This window comes from Haemophilus parainfluenzae (assembly GCF_014931415.1).
In the GTDB taxonomy this organism is placed as follows: Bacteria; Pseudomonadota; Gammaproteobacteria; order Enterobacterales; family Pasteurellaceae; genus Haemophilus_D; species Haemophilus_D parainfluenzae_AF.
The window spans coordinates 1,354,711-1,370,716 of record NZ_CP063121.1; the positions used below are offsets into that span (position 1 = coordinate 1,354,711).

Genomic DNA, 16,006 nt, shown 5'->3' on the forward strand with positions numbered 1-16,006 from the left:
ATCTCACAATGTAAAAGCAAACAAAAATGAATGATTTAACCGGAATTTTATATATTGTCGCCACGCCAATCGGGAATTTACAAGATATTACACAACGTGCTTTAGACACCTTTTCACAAGTGGATTTAATTGCTGCGGAAGACACGCGCCACAGTGGTTTATTGCTCAGTCATTATGGTATCAAAAAGCCTTTTTTCGCCTTGCATGATCACAATGAACAAGAAAAAGCACATGTGTTGGTAGAAAAGCTAAAACAAGGCACCAATATTGCATTAATTTCTGATGCGGGAACCCCCTTAATTAGCGATCCGGGTTTTCATTTAGTGCGTCAATGTCGTGAGGCAGGCATTAAAGTGGTGCCGTTACCCGGCGCTTGTGCAGCAATTACGGCATTATGTGCATCGGGTATTGCATCTGACCGTTTTTGCTTTGAAGGTTTTTTACCTGCGAAAACCAAGGCACGTAAAGATAAGTTAGAAAACGTCGCAGAAGAAGACCGCACTTTAATCTTCTATGAATCAACTCACCGCATTTTAGATACCCTTGCCGATATGCAAGATGTATTAGGTGGCGAACGCTATGTTGTACTTGCCCGTGAAATTACGAAAACGTGGGAAACCATTGCAGGGGATAAATTAAGTGATCTTCGTCAATGGTTAAGTGAAGATCCGAATCGCACGAAAGGTGAGATGGTGTTAATCGTGGAAGGCAAACCCAAATCAGAAGATAGCGAAGAATTTTCACCACAAGCAATTAAAGCACTCACTTTAATAGCTAAAGAATTACCTTTAAAAAAAGCCTCAGCGATTGTGGCTGAACTTTATGGTTATAAGAAAAATGCCTTATACCAATTTGGATTGGATAATTTAGATTAGTCAAAAAACTATCCCACCTCTTCAGCAAAGAGGGGCGAGGGGAGATTTAGCAGAATTAATTTTTATAAATTTCGGAGAACAAATGTTAAAACAGGTTTCAGATACCTTACTTGCACCAAGCAATTTATCGCATCAATCATTGCTTAATATTTTTGATGTGATGTCGCATCGTCATATTGATTATGCGGATCTTTATTTTCAATTAAGCCAAGATGAAAGCTGGGTATTAGAAGACAGTATTATTAAAGAAGGTGGCTTTCATATTGATCGCGGTGTGGGTGTACGCGCAGTTTCTGGAGAGAAAACAGGCTTTGCGTATTCTGATCAAATCAATTTAGCCTCATTACAACAATGTGCTGAAGCTGTAAAAGGTATTGCGCAAATTAAAGAAGGCAATTTAATTTCGCCTCAAGCATTTAATGCGGTGAATGCGGTTCAGCGTTATGCAGCGATCAACCCGTTAGAAAGTTTAAGTAAAGAGAAAAAGATCGAGTTATTACACTTAGTGGATCGTACAGCGCGATCTGAAGATCCTCGTGTTACGCATGTTTCGGCAGCATTAAGTTCGATTTATGAAGAAGTATTGGTAGTTGCAACAGATGGCACACTTGCTGCAGATATTCGTCCACTTGTGCGTTTATCCATTTCTGTTCTCGTGGAAGAAGATGGCAAACGTGAGCGGGGTAGTTGCGGTTCAGGTGGACGCTTTGGCTTAGATTGGTTCTTTGAAGTGGTAAATGGGGACATTCGTGCCGTTAATTTTGCTAAAGAAGCGGTTCGTCAAGCCCTTGTAAATTTAAGTGCGGTTGCAGCGCCAGCAGGATTAATGCCTGTAGTTTTGGGAGCTGGTTGGCCAGGCGTGTTACTTCATGAAGCAGTAGGACACGGTTTAGAAGGGGATTTCAACCGTAAAGAAAGCTCTTTATTTACAGGAAAAATTGGTGAGTTAGTGACGTCGCCATTATGTACAATTGTGGATGACGGTACATTACAAAACCGCCGTGGTTCTTTAACCATTGATGATGAAGGTGTGCCAAGTCAATGTAACGTTTTAATCAAAGATGGGATTTTGCAAGGCTATATGCAAGATAAACTCAATGCACGATTAATGGGCGTGAAACCGACAGGAAATGGTCGTCGTGAATCTTATGCGCATTTGCCAATGCCGCGAATGACGAATACCTATATGTTGGCTGGTCAAAGTAAATTTGATGATTTAATCGCTTCTGTGGATCGCGGTATTTATGCACCGCACTTTGGTGGTGGGCAAGTGGATATTACCTCAGGTAAATTTGTGTTCTCAACTTCTGAAGCTTATCTCATTGAAAAAGGCAAAATCACGAAACCGGTTAAAGGTGCAACGTTAATTGGCAGCGGTATCGATGTGATGCAAAAAGTTTCCATGGTCGCGGATGAAACCGATTTGGATCTTGGAATTGGCGTTTGTGGCAAAGATGGCCAAAGCGTGCCGGTCGGTGTTGGTCAGCCTGCCTTGAAAATTGATGAAATCACCGTAGGTGGAACAAATTAAGCATGCAGCCCGATAAATCATATCGGGCTTTTTTGTCTATTTTATTTAAGTGCGGTCAGTTTTTCCGTTATTTTAATTCATCGCTTTCTCAGGAATATCATTGGGTTAAGTGAGCAATTCTGCATACGACATTTCCATATGAATACTTTTGTGATCCCTATCACAATATCTTGTAAAACCAGTTAAAAAATTTCCCCAAACAATCGCAATAAGTGATACATTTATCGTTGCATGACTTTTTGTCATTTAAGAGACAGGGACAGGCGTGAGTTTGTCTGAAATTTCATCAACCAGAGGGAAACATTTATGTTAATTGGTGTACCTAGAGAACTGCTTGAGAGCGAAAATCGTGTGGCGGCAACGCCAAAAACGGTTCAGCAGATCTTAAAACTGGGCTTTGACGTCATCGTAGAACACGATGCGGGATTCAAAGCAAGTTTTGAAGACCAAGCATTTATCGACGCCGGCGCAAAAATTGGCTCAAGTTCAGAAGTGTGGCATTCGGATGTGATTTTTAAAGTGAATCCACCAACGGATGCAGAAATTGATCAAATGAAGGAAGGTGCAACACTTGTGAGCTTCATTTGGCGTGCACAAAATCCGGATTTAATGAAAAAACTCACGTCGAAAAAAATTAATGTATTAGCGATGGATTCTGTGCCACGTATTTCCCGTGCGCAAGCGCTTGATGCATTAAGCTCTATGGCGAATATTTCTGGTTATCGTGCGGTGATTGAAGCGGCTCATGAATTTGGTAGTTTCTTCACTGGACAAATTACTGCAGCAGGTAAAGTGCCACCAGCAAAAGTGTTAGTCATTGGTGCGGGTGTAGCAGGTCTTGCCGCGATTGGTGCAGCCAATAGCCTTGGTGCGATTGTACGAGCTTTTGACTCTCGTCCAGAAGTAAAAGAACAAGTACAAAGTATGGGCGCGTCTTTCTTAGAAATTGATTTCAAAGAAGAAGGCGGTAGTGGCGATGGTTACGCGAAAGTGATGTCAGAAGAATTTAACCGCCGCGCGATGGAGCTTTATGCGGAACAAGCGAAAGAAGTGGATATCATTATTACCACTGCGGCAATTCCGGGTAAACCAGCCCCTCGCTTGATCACTAAAGAAATGGTTGATTCCATGAAACCGGGTTCTGTGGTGGTGGATTTAGCGGCTGCAACAGGCGGTAACTGTGCTTACACTGAAGCTGGCAAAGTAGTCACCACTGAAAACCAAGTGAAAGTGATTGGTTACACCGATTTCCCAAGCCGTTTACCGACACAATCTTCCCAACTTTACGGTACAAACTTAGTTAATTTATTAAAACTACTTTGTAAAGAAAAAGACGGCAAGATCAATATCGATTTTGACGATGTGGTATTACGCGGTGTGACTGTGGTACGTGATGGGGAAGAAATTCCACCGGCACAAATCCAAGTGTCCGCACAACCAAAACAAGAAGCAAAAGCGGCACAAAGTGCGGTTAAAAAAGAGGAAGAAAAACCGGCAGATCCTCGTATTAAATACGGTGTGATGGCGGGTGTTGGTGTGTTATTCCTCTGGCTTGCGTCTGTGGCGCCAGCGGCATTCCTTTCTCACTTCACCGTATTCGTATTGGCTTGTGTAGTTGGTTACTATGTGGTTTGGAACGTTAGCCACGCTTTACACACTCCACTTATGGCGGTAACCAATGCGATTTCAGGTATCATCATTGTGGGTGCATTATTGCAAATCAGACAGCCAACAGGCAACTTCTTCATTGATGTATTAGCCTTTGTGGCAATCTTGGTGGCAAGCATCAACATCTTTGGTGGTTTCCGTGTAACCCAACGTATGTTGGCGATGTTTAGAAAAGGTTAAGGAGAAGACGATGTCTGAAGGTTTAGTACAAGCAGCCTATATTATCGCTGCATTACTTTTCATTATGAGCTTAGCCGGTCTTTCTAAACATGAAACGGCAAAAGCCGGTTGTTGGTATGGTATTGTCGGTATGACAATTGCCCTTGTTGCAACCATTTTCGGCCCACAATCTGAAGGCACATTATGGATCATCATTGCGATGATCATCGGTGGTGTGATTGGTGTTCAACGTGCATTAAAAGTTGAAATGACTGAAATGCCAGAACTCGTTGCGATCCTTCATAGCTTTGTAGGTTTAGCAGCCGTACTCGTAGGCTTTAACAGCTACGGCTTAACACATGAAACTGATCCTGTGTTAATGAATATTCATAACGTTGAAGTATTTCTAGGGATCTTCATCGGTGCGGTAACATTTACGGGTTCTATCGTAGCATTTGGTAAATTAAGCGGAAAAATCAATTCAAAAGCATTAATGTTGCCACATCGCCATAAATTAAATTTAGCGGCATTAGTGGTTTCAGCTTTCTTGATGGTAGCATTCTTAAACAACCCAGATAATATCTTCCCAGTGTTACTTATGACCGCGATTGCACTTGCATTCGGCTGGCACTTAGTGGCATCTATCGGTGGTGCAGATATGCCGGTTGTGGTTTCAATGCTTAACTCTTATTCTGGTTGGGCAGCGGCTGCAGCAGGTTTCATGCTAAGCAATGATTTGCTTATCGTCACCGGTGCATTAGTGGGTTCTTCTGGTGCGATTCTTTCTTACATTATGTGTAAAGCGATGAACCGCTCATTCATCAGCGTTATTGCAGGTGGTTTTGGTAATGATGTTCAAGTATCTTCTGATGAAGAACAAGGCGAATACCGTGAAACAACCGCAGAAGAAGTGGCTGAATTACTCAAAAATGCAAGCTCTGTGATCATCACGCCAGGATATGGTATGGCGGTAGCACAAGCGCAATATCCAGTGGCTGAACTTACGGCGAAATTGCGTGAGCGTGGTATTAACGTGCGTTTTGGTATTCACCCTGTTGCAGGTCGTTTACCGGGTCATATGAACGTACTTTTAGCGGAAGCGAAAGTGCCTTATGACATCGTGCTTGAAATGGATGAAATCAATGATGATTTCGCGGATACTGATGTGGTATTGGTTATCGGTGCAAACGACACCGTAAACCCAGCTGCAATGGAAGATCCAAACAGCCCAATCGCAGGTATGCCAGTGTTAGAAGTATGGAAAGCACAAAACGTTATCGTATTCAAACGCTCGATGGCGGTAGGTTACGCAGGCGTTCAAAACCCATTATTCTTCAAAGAAAACACTCAAATGCTCTTTGGTGATGCAAAAGAACGTGTTGATGACATTCTTACTGCATTAAACAAATAAGCAAAAAACTGAAGTAAAACTGACCGCACTTTGAGAGATTAAAGTGCGGTTTTTTATATGTTTTTTAGTGCTTATATGATTAAATAACCTAACTTTAAGAAGTTATACACTAACTTTCTAAAATCAAAATAGGCGAGGAAACGATAAGATGAGATTTACATTACCACTACTATTATCTCTAACTTTGTTTGGTTGTTCTTTTGGCGGATTTCAACCTCCGCCACCACATGATCATTGGCGCTTACATAATGCGGATGCATTATTTCCTGATTCAGATCCTAATGTTTTAACTAAATTTCTTGATAGAAGAAAAAAAGATATGTCGGATTGTGGTATGGATTTTGTTACCGGTGAAAGTGATGATCCAGAGGTGAATCTTTGTTTAGAGAAAAAAGGCTGGTATTTAAAAGGTGGGCCTGTATGTGAAAATATACTAATGTGGGATAGTCCAATATGTACCCAATGGCGAAAAAAACACAGTAAACCTGATGCAAAACCTTGGAAGTAAGTATTGGGTATTACAACTTTCGTTTATTTCTCGATTTTTCTTTTCATAAAATATTAAAGTGCGGTTTTCTTTATGTTTCTTTAATATTTATATGATTAAGTAATCGAGTTCCAAGCAGTTATACACTAACTTCCCCAAAATCAAAATAGGCGAGGAAACGATAAAATGAGATTTACATTACTACTATTATTATCTCTAACTTTGTTTGGTTGTTCTTTTGGCGGGTTTCAGCCTCCGCCACCACATGATCATTGGCGCTTACATAATTCTAGGGTTTTATTTCCTAACTCAGATCCTCAAGGACGTATTAAATTTCTTGACAGAAGACAAAAAGATATGTCGGATTGCGGTATGGATTTTGTCAGTGGTGAAAGTGATAATCCAGAGGTGAATCTTTGTTTAGAGAAAAAAGGCTGGTATTTAGAAGGTGGTCCAATCTGTGAAGAAAGAACAATGTGGAATAGACCTGCATGTATCCAATGGCGAAAAAAACACAGCAAGCTTGATGCTAAGCCTTGGGGGTAAGTATTAGGTATCACAACTTTAGTTTATTTCTCGATTTTTCTTTCTATTCAACAAAAAAGTGCGGTCAAAATTGACCGCACTTTTTTACATTAACGTTGAATTAAATAACGTAATTTGGTGCCATCTTGCTCTACGCTTAATAGTGTGTAACCGTGGTTTTTAGTATCAACAGGAATGTTGTTGATAGATTGGGCACAGTCACTTAAGAGTTCTAAAATTTCGCCTTTTTGTAATTGTGGCATGGTTTCGAGCATCACGATTGCTGGATACGGGCAAGGTTCACCTAGCGTATCTAACGTGTAATCTGGGGTGATATCTTTTGGATCTTTATCTAATTTTTGAACAACGGTAAATGCCATAATAATGTCCTCTTTTTTGAATGAATTCGTTAATATTTAATTAGCAGCCACAAGCTTGTGGATTCGCTGCCGCAATTTTAGCTTTGGCTTTTTTCAAGAAGTGGCGTTCCCACCAAACTACGGCAATCAAGCAAAGAATAAGCAATCCGTAATTTACTAATAACCCGCCAACAGGGCCAAAGGATTTCAATAAGTTAAGTTTTTCATAATCTAACGCAAGCACTGGGGCAAGATCGTCCCATGCGTAGGCTAAATAGGTTGAACCAACAACATTGCCCACACCCACCCACATAAAGTGAACTTGACCTTCCATTGAGCGATACATCCAACCGGTTTCACATCCGCCCGCTAACACGATACCGAAGCCAAATAATAAACCACCGATAATTGCATTTGGACCCGCCCACATGATTTTGGCTGGTACGCCTAATTGAATGTAGCTAAATACGCCAAGCGTACCCACGATAATACCGAAGATGATTGCTTTTGCCATATAAGCACGGCCGGTTACCCATAAATCACGGAAAGCGGATGTAAAGCAGATTTGAGCACGTTCAATTAATAAGCCGAAAGCTAACCCACAAAGCATCGCAAAACCCAGTTTGACGGAGTTTGTCATCACATAAAGTGAAGCAATCAGGTAAGCAAAAAAGACCACCATACCAATCCAAAAACGACGATTCGCTTGTTTTGGATCGGTTTCTTGTAATTTTGCTGCGCCTTTTTTCAATTCTAATTTCACGCGGAACATCGGAAGTAAGGTGACTTTTACCCCTGCGTAAGTGCCCACGGCAGTGGCAATAGTGAAGAACCAAGCGTGAACAGAAAATTGAGGAATGCCTGTGAAGAGAGAGGCAAGGTTGCAGCCCATTGCTAAACGTGCACCAAAACCGGCTAATGCACCCCCAATGAGGGCTTGAACAATACGACGTTTGTGCGGTTGATTACGCCATTTTACGTTGTTTGCCCAAAGAGCAGCAGAAATACACCCCGCGAACATACCTAAAATCATCACGCCATCAATACGGGTGAAGATCGTGCCTTGCATGCCGATAATTTTATAATAGCTCCAGTCGGACACATCGACGCCTAGCGCTTGCAAAGCATGACCGCCCCAACGAGTAAATTCCCCCGTAACCGCCCAATAAGTGCCGGTTACCCCAAAGTAATAAGCTGAAATAAGCCCCGCAGCAATGACTGCCGCGACAGGATTCCAGTATTTAATCAAATAATTTTGTTTAAATTGTTGCAAAATCTCTTTCATGAGAGAGTTAATCCTTAAACTGATGAAATGATAATTTGCAAGTGTGGTATAAAATGAAGAGATTTTTGAAGTGTCTGCCATTTTCCTATACACAAAACTTGCGATATAAGACAAATGAATTGTCGAACAAGATAATAGCATTTGTTTTTGGGCAATGCACGAGGGGAAGGATAATTATTTGTGGGTAATTTTGAGAGAAGGACAGACTTGTGGTCTGTCCAACTATTAGACGGGTAATTTCATTTCTCGGATACGCATGGTTAATCCATCGATTAGCAATAAACGTCCACATAAATTTGAACCGATTTTTAACCGCACTTTAATGGCTTCTAAGGCTTGAATAGAGCCAACAACGCCCACAATTGGGGCTAGTACGCCCGCCTCTACACAACTTAAAACATTTTGCCCAAAGAGCTGGCTAAGTTGGCGATAGGTTGGGGTATTGGGTTCATAAGTAAAGACAGAAACTTGCCCTTCTAAACGGATCGCCGCACCAGAAATTAGCGGGATCTTCGCTTTTTCGCAACCACGATCGAGCGCATTACGAATATCCACGTTATCGGTACAATCTAATATCACATCAAAGTGCGGTATGATTTCCGCGAGTTTTTCTTCGGAAAGTTGTGCATTGATGGTTTCAATTTCGACATGAGGATTAATCTGCTGTAACGCGATTTTAGCCGATTCTACTTTAGGCATATTTAATCGGCTATCAGTATGCAACACCTGACGTTGCAAATTAGAAAGCGATACGGTGTCGAAATCCAACAAGGTTAAATAACCCACGCCAGCGGCGGCAAGATATTGACTTGCTGCACAGCCTAAACCGCCCAGACCGACAATTAACATGCGGCTGTCTTTGAGTTTTTCTTGTCCGTCAAAATCAACCGCTTTTAAGATGATTTGGCGGTTATAACGCAGTTCTTCTTCGTAGCTTAATTCAGCCATTATCGCCCCAATAGGTGATTAAACGGTTCAATGGTGACGATTTCGCCCGCAGCGACATTGCCGCGATCTTTTTCAAGACGAATAAAGCAGTTACTTTTCACAAAAGAACTGAATAAATGCGAGCCTTGGAAACCAACAGGGTGCACTTCAAGTTGACCATTTTCATTAATTTGATAGAAACCACGTTGGAAATCTAAACGTCCTGGTGATTTTTTCAAATTGGTTTGGGCAATTGCTTGAAAGTGCGGTTGTTTTTTCGGGTGTTTTTTACCGCTTAATTTGGCAATAGCCGGTTGAACCAATTGATAGAATGTCACTAATGCAGAAACCGGATTGCCAGGTAAACCGCAGAACCAAGCATTTTCTAATTTACCAAATGCAAATGGTTTGCCAGGTTTCATCGCAATTTTCCAGAAATTCACCTGACCGACTTTTTCTAATACAGTTTTCGTGAAGTCAGCCTCACCCACCGAAACGCCGCCGCTTGTGATCACAAGATCTGTCTGAGCTTGTGCTTTCACAAAAGCCGTTTCAAATTCGGCTTGGTTATCTGGCAGAATACCAAAATCAAGCACATCACAATTTAATTTTTCTAGTATTAATTTCACGGTGAAACGGTTGGTATCATAAATTTGTCCTGCTTGTAATGGTTGACCGACTGGGACTAATTCATCACCGGTTGAAAGCACGGCCACTTTTAATCGTGGGTAAGCTTTGACTTCTGCGATGCCTAATGAGGCGAGTAAAGGTAAAGAAACGGCATTTAACTCATCGCCTTGATGTAATACCACATCACCTTTTTTCACATCTTCACCAATACGGCGAATATTCTGATTGGCTTTAGGCAAGGCCGCAAAGGTAACAGAACCATCTTCATTGACGGTGACCTCTTCTTGCATAACCACCGCATCGGCACCTTCAGGAATCATTGCACCCGTCATAATTCTGACCGCACTTTGTGCTACCCATTCCCCTTGAAATGGATTACCCGCAAAGGATTTTCCCGCAACAGAAAGCGTCATGGATTGCTGTAAATCGGCTAAACGAACCGCATAGCCATCCATCGCGGAGTTATCAAAAGAAGGCACGTTAATTGGAGAAATCACATCTTCCGCACAGACACGATCCGCGGCTTCAGTTAAAGCCAGTGTTTCAGTTTTTGTTGGGAAGGGAAGTTGGTTGAGCATTTGCGCCAAGGCATCTTCAAGTGGCAACATAATCAATCCTTTGGGTTGAGCGAAATAAAAGTGGATATATTGTAGCCCGAAATACAATATGAAGGAAATTAATAAATTAGGGTGATTTTTCGCATTTTACGAATAATTCATCTTTTGCTAAAATGCCGCATTATTTTTTTATAAATGGAAAGTGAATGAACGCGATTTCACCTGATGCGGAAAATGTCCGCCGAGCCTTGGTAGCCAAAGGCATCGAAACCCCAATGATTGATCCGACTCAATGTAAAGATGAGCGCCGTGCGGTGATTGCTTCGCATATGCGTGAAGTGATGAAATTGATTGGGTTAGATCTGCGTGATGATAGCCTAGAAGAAACGCCAAATCGCTTAGCTAAAATGTTTATTGATGAAATTTTCAGTGGGATGGATTATGCCAATTTCCCGAAAATGACGAAAATTAAAAACCAAATGAAAGTGAGCGAAATGGTGCAGGTGAATGACATCACCTTGACCAGTACTTGCGAACATCATTTTGTGACGATTGATGGCAATGTTGCTGTGGCATATTATCCAAAAGATTGGGTAATTGGCTTGTCTAAAATCAATCGCATTGTGGCGTTTTTTGCACAGCGTCCACAAGTGCAAGAGCGTTTAACCGAACAGCTTTTAACGGCATTTCAAACCATTTTAGAAACCGATGATGTGGCAGTTTATGTGAAAGCGACACATTTCTGTGTGAAAGCTCGCGGAGTAAAAGATACCCATAGTTATACCGTGACATCAGCCTATGGCGGGGTCTTTTTAGAAGATCGCGAAACTCGCAAAGAATTTTTATCTTCTATTCAGAAGTAATGGAAAAAGCACCGAGCATTCGGTGCTTTTTGTTTAAGATTTAGTTTTTAACACTTAATTTCTCAAATTCATCGAAGAATGTTGGGAAGGTTTTAGCCGTACATTTCGGATCTAAAATCGTGACGGGGGTATCCGATAATGCAATTAACGCAAAGCACATTGCCATACGGTGATCGTTATAGGTCTCAATTTCGGAATGTTTAAATTGAGAAAGGGCAAGCGGTTGAATTCGAATAAAATCTTCACCTTCTTCAACCTCTGCACCGACTTTTCGTAACTCGGCAGCCATAGCTGAAAGGCGATCGGTCTCTTTCACTCGCCAGTTATAAATATTGCGAATAACGGTTTCACCCTTTGCAAATAAGGCGGTTGTCGCTATTGTCATGGCTGCATCAGGAATGTGGTTCATATCCATATCAATACCGTGGAGCTCAGCTTGTTCTGCTTGAATAAAATCTTCACCCCAAGTGATTTTGGCGCCCATTTTTTCTAGCACATTGGCAAATAGGCGGTCACCTTGAATAGAATGCTTACCTATTCCTGTCACTTTTACATTGCCTTTAATCGCGGCGGCAGCAAGGAAATAAGAGGCGGATGAAGCATCACCTTCTACCATATATTTGCCAGGTGAGACATAGGATTGGTTACCTTTTACCTTAAACACTTGATAATGTTGATTTTCAACCGAAACACCAAAATCTTTCATCATGGCGAGGGTAATATCAATATAAGGTTTTGAAACTAAATCACCCACAATATGGATATCTAAATCGCCTTCAGCAAGCGGTGCAGCCATTAAAAGTGCGGTCAAAAATTGAGAAGAAATTGAGCCATCAATTTTAACCAGGCCACCTTTAATCCCTTGATTGCGAATCGCAACTGGTGGGTAACCGTCATTTTCTAAATAACGAACATTGGCACCCGCTTGAAGAAGTGCATCTACCAAATGTTTAATTGGGCGTTCTTTCATACGAGGCTCACCGGTCAAAATGACTTCACCTTCTGTGTTGCCTTTTAAACAAAGCGCAGCCGTTAAAGGACGCATGGCCGTACCGGCATTGCCGAGGAACAGTGATAAGCCATTTTCAACCTGAAATGTGCCACCTAAGCCTTCAACTTCACAGCAAGTTTTATCTTCAGACAGCTGGTAATTCACACCTAAAGCTTTAAGAGCGTTTAGCATATGGCGAATGTCATCACTGTCTAACAAGTTAGTGACCGTTGTGGTGCCTTTAGCTAATGCAGCTAATAATAATGCACGGTTTGATAAACTTTTCGAGCCAGGTAAGTTGATTTCACCTTCAATGCGAGAAATTGGCTCTAAAGTGATTGCTTTCATTACAAGACCACCGTTTTATTTTTATACACAAAAATACGATCATGTAAGGCAAGATCAAGCGCACGACTTAATACGGTTTTTTCCACATCACGGCCTGCACGCATCATGGCATCGGCAGAGTAAGTGTGATCCACGTTAATCACATTTTGCATAATGATCGGACCTTGATCTAATTCATTATTAATAAAGTGAGCCGTTGCACCAATAATTTTCACACCGCGTTCATAGGCTTGTTGATAAGGTTTTGCCCCAATAAATGCGGGTAAGAATGAATGGTGAATATTAATCACACGATTTGGATAACGAGCGACGAATTCTGGATTTAATACACGCATATATTTTGCTAATACAATGTAATCAGGTGTATATTCATCAATTTTTTCAGCCAGTAATTTATCGTGTTCTACACGCGTGAGCCCTTCATGGCTGACACAATGGAATGGAATATCAAAGCGTTCAACTAATTCGCGTAAATTATTGTGATTACCAATTACTGCCGCAATTTCTACGTCTAACGCACCGTAGTAATTTTTCATTAAAATATCACCTAAGCAATGCGCTTCTTTGGTGACTAAAATTACGATACGTTTACGTTTTGCACTGATTAGGCGACAGTTTGTCCCTTTCGGCAAACTATAATTTAAATCAGCCAACAAGGTTTCTTCATTAAAAATCCCTTCCAATTCGGTACGCATAAAGAAATGTTTCGTTTCGAAATCAACGAACTCATTGTTATGAAGGATATTTAATTGATGTTTGTAACAAATATTGGTGATTTTGGCGATTAAGCCTTTATCATCAGGACAATCGGTCAGTAATATTTTCTTTTCTAACATAATGAATATTTTGCAAGATAAATAAAAAAAGAGAACCCATAAAAATGGGTTCTACATTGTTAATGTGAAATTAGATTTCAAAAGAAGCTAAAGAGGCACCTTTATCTAAGGCCTTTTGAATCACACGAGGTGTACGGCCTTGACCTGTCCATGTTCTTTCTTGACCAGTTTCATCGGTATATTTGTATTTTGCTGGGCGAGGTTCACGTTTTTTACGAATTGAAGAAGGCGCAATACCAATAATTGCGGTTAATTCTTCCGCAGTGATGCCTTCTTGCTTAATTAATTCTTTATATTTTGCGATACGCGCACGACGCTCTTGTTCCGCTTGTTCAATTTCAGCTGCTTGAGCACGTTTTTCTTCAACAGCAGCTTGTAATTTTAAAAGTGAACTTTCAGCTTGTTCTAATGTTAAATCGCGTACAGCGGCGCGTAAACTACGAAGGTTAGTTAAACCTTTTGTTAATTCGTTCATGATGTCCTCTTTTTTATGTGTGTGAATGCTTAATTATTTTAAGGAAGACAATAATAGCGAAAATAATATATTTGGTAAATATTAATTCGCCTAATTTAAAGGATTAATTGGTCTGATCTCATTATACTCCATATTATGGAGTGACTTGTTTTCTATACTATTGCAATCTCTTACTCATAAAATTGTGTAACAATGAATTAACAAATTAATACGTCATTTTTAATAAAAGAATAGATTTCACTGAAAGTGCAAGATTTTATTGGTAATTTTATTCATTTTAATGTAATCTCTCACCATCCTATACAACAGTAGAGGTGCGGTCATTATAAGTATTTTCCTGGAGTGGATAGCGTTGAAGGGAAAGGAAAGGAATGATTGCCGAAATCGAATAGGCGTCATCTTATTCGGTTGGTCACGTCTTCGAAAGGAACGTGACTGTCATAGTTTTTGTGTATTAACTATGGAGCGCTACGGTTCGGTCTGGTCATAATTGTGTCTTTTCTTGCCGTTGTCTCCATTAAATTATTAGGTATAACTTAATGGAACTAGTCGATTATTCTTCATCTATTTATTCAATTATACCCGCATTACTTGCGATTATTTTAGCAATTGCAACGCGTCGGGTTTTGGTGTCCCTTAGTGCAGGGATTATTGTCGGTGCGTTAATGTTGGTCGATTTCAACCCATTGAATGCGCTCATTTATTTAAAAGATAATGTTGTGGCATTGGTTTATAGTAGCGAAGAAGGCATGAATTCAAATATGAATATCGTGTTTTTCTTAGTTTTACTTGGCGTATTGACTGCACTTTTAACTGTGTCAGGCAGCAACCGTGCGTTTGCTGAATGGGCACAAAATAAAATTAAAGGTCGTCGTGGTGCGAAATTATTAGCAGCATCTTTAGTGTTTGTGACCTTTATTGATGATTACTTCCACAGTCTTGCTGTAGGCGCTATTGCTCGTCCAGTCACCGATCGTTTCAAAGTGTCTCGAGCAAAATTAGCGTACATTCTTGATTCTACTGCTGCACCAATGTGTGTCATGATGCCAGTATCAAGCTGGGGGGCATACATTATTACTCTCGTGGCTGGTTTATTGGCGACATATTCTATTACGTCTTATACACCGATGGGTGCATTCGTTGCCATGAGTTCAATGAACTACTATGCGATCTTCTCATTATTGATGGTATTCTTTGTTGCTTATTTTTCATTTGATATTGCATCAATGGCACGTCATGAAAAATTAGCTATGGAGCGCGATTATAAAGAAGAAGTCATTGAAGGTGTGAAAGGTAAAGTTCGTAATTTAATTTTACCGATTTTAGTCTTAATTACCGTCACTGTTTTTATGATGATTCATACGGGGAGTGAAGCCTTAGCGGCAGATGGAAAACCATTTAGCCTCTTAGGCGCATTTGAAAATACAACTGTCGGTATTTCGCTTGTGGTTGGGGGTTCAAGTGCGGTTGCGATGTCAACATTATTGATTATTCTTGAGCGCCAAGTTTCTTTACAAGAATACGGAAAAGCGTGGATTGCCGGTATTAAATCTATGTTAGGTGCAATTGCAATCCTGTTCTTTGCGTGGACAATCAATAAAGTGGTGGGGGATGCACAAACCGGTAAATACTTATCTTCTTTAGTGAGTGGTAGTATTCCAGTTCAATTTTTACCAGTGATTTTATTTATCCTTGGTTCAGCAATGGCATTCTCAACAGGGACAAGCTGGGGGACATTTGGCATTATGTTACCAATCGCTGCGGCAATGGCGACTAACTCAGCACCAGAATTATTACTTCCTTGTTTGTCTGCAGTTATGGCTGGCGCAGTATGTGGCGACCATTGTTCACCGGTTTCGGATACAACGATTCTGTCGTCAACTGGCGCAAAATGTAACCACATGGATCACGTCACCACACAATTACCTTATGCAGCAACTGTCGCAACAGCAAGTGCTGTGGGCTACATTGTGGTAGGCTTTACAGAATCAGGTTTAGCTGGATTTGTAACAACTGCGGTTGTTTTAGTGGCTTTAGTGTTTATCGTGAAAAAACGTTAATCATAAACGTGAAAAAGAA

15 protein-coding genes and 1 riboswitch are annotated in these 16,006 nt (G+C 40.8%); of the genes, 8 read left to right on the plus strand and 7 right to left on the minus strand.

Features of this window, described 5'->3' with window-relative positions; genetic code table 11:
• The first annotated feature begins 26 nt into the window (after positions 1-26).
• The 6 genes from rsmI (at position 27) to INP93_RS09700 (ending at position 6,677) form a co-directional block, all read left to right on the plus strand.
• On the plus strand, positions 27-875 hold the full coding sequence (gene rsmI, locus INP93_RS06680) for a 16S rRNA (cytidine(1402)-2'-O)-methyltransferase (protein ID WP_197544477.1): 849 nt from the start codon (positions 27-29) through the stop codon (positions 873-875).
• 82 nt (positions 876-957) lie between these two features.
• A complete protein-coding gene (tldD, locus tag INP93_RS06685) occupies positions 958-2,406 on the plus strand; it encodes a metalloprotease TldD (protein WP_049373372.1) in 1,449 nt (482 codons plus the stop codon).
• Positions 2,407-2,712: 306 nt separating this feature from the next.
• The gene (pntA, locus tag INP93_RS06690; protein WP_049367007.1) at positions 2,713-4,254 is read left to right on the plus strand and encodes a Re/Si-specific NAD(P)(+) transhydrogenase subunit alpha; all 1,542 of its coding nucleotides are present in this window, start codon (positions 2,713-2,715) and stop codon (positions 4,252-4,254) included.
• Between the two features lie 10 nt (positions 4,255-4,264).
• The gene (gene pntB, locus INP93_RS06695; protein WP_049368844.1) at positions 4,265-5,644 is read left to right on the plus strand and encodes a Re/Si-specific NAD(P)(+) transhydrogenase subunit beta; all 1,380 of its coding nucleotides are present in this window, start codon (positions 4,265-4,267) and stop codon (positions 5,642-5,644) included.
• 148 nt (positions 5,645-5,792) lie between these two features.
• The gene (locus tag INP93_RS09695) at positions 5,793-6,152 is read left to right on the plus strand and encodes a hypothetical protein (protein ID WP_232087601.1); all 360 of its coding nucleotides are present in this window, start codon (positions 5,793-5,795) and stop codon (positions 6,150-6,152) included.
• A gap of 165 nt (positions 6,153-6,317) precedes the next feature.
• Complete coding sequence (locus INP93_RS09700; RefSeq protein WP_232087602.1) at positions 6,318-6,677, plus strand: hypothetical protein; 360 nt, start codon at positions 6,318-6,320, stop codon at positions 6,675-6,677.
• 89 nt (positions 6,678-6,766) lie between these two features.
• Here INP93_RS09700 and yedF read toward each other — a convergent pair whose 3' ends face one another.
• The 4 genes from yedF to moeA form a co-directional block, all read right to left on the minus strand.
• The gene (gene yedF / locus INP93_RS06710; RefSeq protein ID WP_005696304.1) at positions 6,767-7,036 is read right to left on the minus strand and encodes a sulfurtransferase-like selenium metabolism protein YedF; all 270 of its coding nucleotides are present in this window, start codon (positions 7,034-7,036) and stop codon (positions 6,767-6,769) included.
• A gap of 40 nt (positions 7,037-7,076) precedes the next feature.
• Entirely contained in the window at positions 7,077-8,300 is a 1,224-nt protein-coding gene (yedE, locus tag INP93_RS06715; protein ID WP_197545325.1) for a selenium metabolism membrane protein YedE/FdhT, read from the minus strand.
• A gap of 225 nt (positions 8,301-8,525) precedes the next feature.
• A complete protein-coding gene (moeB, locus tag INP93_RS06720; RefSeq protein WP_197544478.1) occupies positions 8,526-9,248 on the minus strand; it encodes a molybdopterin-synthase adenylyltransferase MoeB in 723 nt (240 codons plus the stop codon).
• Complete coding sequence (gene moeA, locus INP93_RS06725; protein ID WP_197544479.1) at positions 9,248-10,465, minus strand: molybdopterin molybdotransferase MoeA; 1,218 nt, start codon at positions 10,463-10,465, stop codon at positions 9,248-9,250. Before moeA ends, moeB begins: the two co-directional genes overlap by 1 nt.
• A 155-nt stretch (positions 10,466-10,620) precedes the next feature.
• Here moeA and folE point away from each other — a divergent pair, with 155 nt between their 5' ends.
• On the plus strand, positions 10,621-11,277 hold the full coding sequence (folE, locus tag INP93_RS06730) for a GTP cyclohydrolase I FolE (protein ID WP_197544480.1): 657 nt from the start codon (positions 10,621-10,623) through the stop codon (positions 11,275-11,277).
• A 40-nt stretch (positions 11,278-11,317) separates the two neighbouring features.
• Here the strand turns inward: folE and aroA are convergent, their stop codons facing one another.
• The 3 genes from aroA to INP93_RS06745 all read right to left on the minus strand — a co-directional run bounded on the left by aroA (position 11,318) and on the right by INP93_RS06745 (position 13,927).
• A complete protein-coding gene (aroA, locus tag INP93_RS06735) occupies positions 11,318-12,616 on the minus strand; it encodes a 3-phosphoshikimate 1-carboxyvinyltransferase (protein WP_049375990.1) in 1,299 nt (432 codons plus the stop codon).
• Entirely contained in the window at positions 12,616-13,452 is an 837-nt protein-coding gene (gene purU / locus INP93_RS06740; protein WP_197544481.1) for a formyltetrahydrofolate deformylase, read from the minus strand. The genes aroA and purU overlap by 1 nt, the downstream gene beginning before the upstream one ends.
• Before the next feature lie 70 nt (positions 13,453-13,522).
• Positions 13,523-13,927 carry an H-NS family histone-like protein gene (locus tag INP93_RS06745; protein ID WP_049365820.1) on the minus strand — a complete coding sequence of 135 codons (405 nt, stop codon included), beginning with the start codon at positions 13,925-13,927 and terminating at the stop codon, positions 13,523-13,525.
• A 301-nt stretch (positions 13,928-14,228) separates the two neighbouring features.
• A riboswitch (Lysine riboswitch) is annotated at positions 14,229-14,406 on the plus strand.
• A gap of 60 nt (positions 14,407-14,466) precedes the next feature.
• Between INP93_RS06745 and INP93_RS06750 the strand changes: the two genes are divergently transcribed.
• On the plus strand, positions 14,467-15,987 hold the full coding sequence (locus INP93_RS06750; protein ID WP_049368836.1) for a Na+/H+ antiporter NhaC family protein: 1,521 nt from the start codon (positions 14,467-14,469) through the stop codon (positions 15,985-15,987).
• Positions 15,988-16,006: the final 19 nt, after the last annotated feature.

Coding starts and splice junctions, on each gene's coding strand:
- pntB (WP_049368844.1), top strand. CDS start 4,265: ATGTCTGAAGGTTTAGTACAAGCAGCCTATATTATCGCTGCATTACTT.
- INP93_RS06750 (WP_049368836.1), top strand. CDS start 14,467: ATGGAACTAGTCGATTATTCTTCATCTATTTATTCAATTATACCCGCA.
- rsmI (WP_197544477.1), top strand. CDS start 27: ATGAATGATTTAACCGGAATTTTATATATTGTCGCCACGCCAATCGGG.
- aroA (WP_049375990.1), bottom strand. CDS start 12,616: ATGAAAGCAATCACTTTAGAGCCAATTTCTCGCATTGAAGGTGAAATC.
- pntA (WP_049367007.1), top strand. CDS start 2,713: ATGTTAATTGGTGTACCTAGAGAACTGCTTGAGAGCGAAAATCGTGTG.
- INP93_RS06745 (WP_049365820.1), bottom strand. CDS start 13,927: ATGAACGAATTAACAAAAGGTTTAACTAACCTTCGTAGTTTACGCGCC.
- folE (WP_197544480.1), top strand. CDS start 10,621: ATGAACGCGATTTCACCTGATGCGGAAAATGTCCGCCGAGCCTTGGTA.
- moeB (WP_197544478.1), bottom strand. CDS start 9,248: ATGGCTGAATTAAGCTACGAAGAAGAACTGCGTTATAACCGCCAAATC.
- yedF (WP_005696304.1), bottom strand. CDS start 7,036: ATGGCATTTACCGTTGTTCAAAAATTAGATAAAGATCCAAAAGATATC.
- yedE (WP_197545325.1), bottom strand. CDS start 8,300: ATGAAAGAGATTTTGCAACAATTTAAACAAAATTATTTGATTAAATAC.
- INP93_RS09695 (WP_232087601.1), top strand. CDS start 5,793: ATGAGATTTACATTACCACTACTATTATCTCTAACTTTGTTTGGTTGT.
- purU (WP_197544481.1), bottom strand. CDS start 13,452: ATGTTAGAAAAGAAAATATTACTGACCGATTGTCCTGATGATAAAGGC.
- moeA (WP_197544479.1), bottom strand. CDS start 10,465: ATGTTGCCACTTGAAGATGCCTTGGCGCAAATGCTCAACCAACTTCCC.
- tldD (WP_049373372.1), top strand. CDS start 958: ATGTTAAAACAGGTTTCAGATACCTTACTTGCACCAAGCAATTTATCG.
- INP93_RS09700 (WP_232087602.1), top strand. CDS start 6,318: ATGAGATTTACATTACTACTATTATTATCTCTAACTTTGTTTGGTTGT.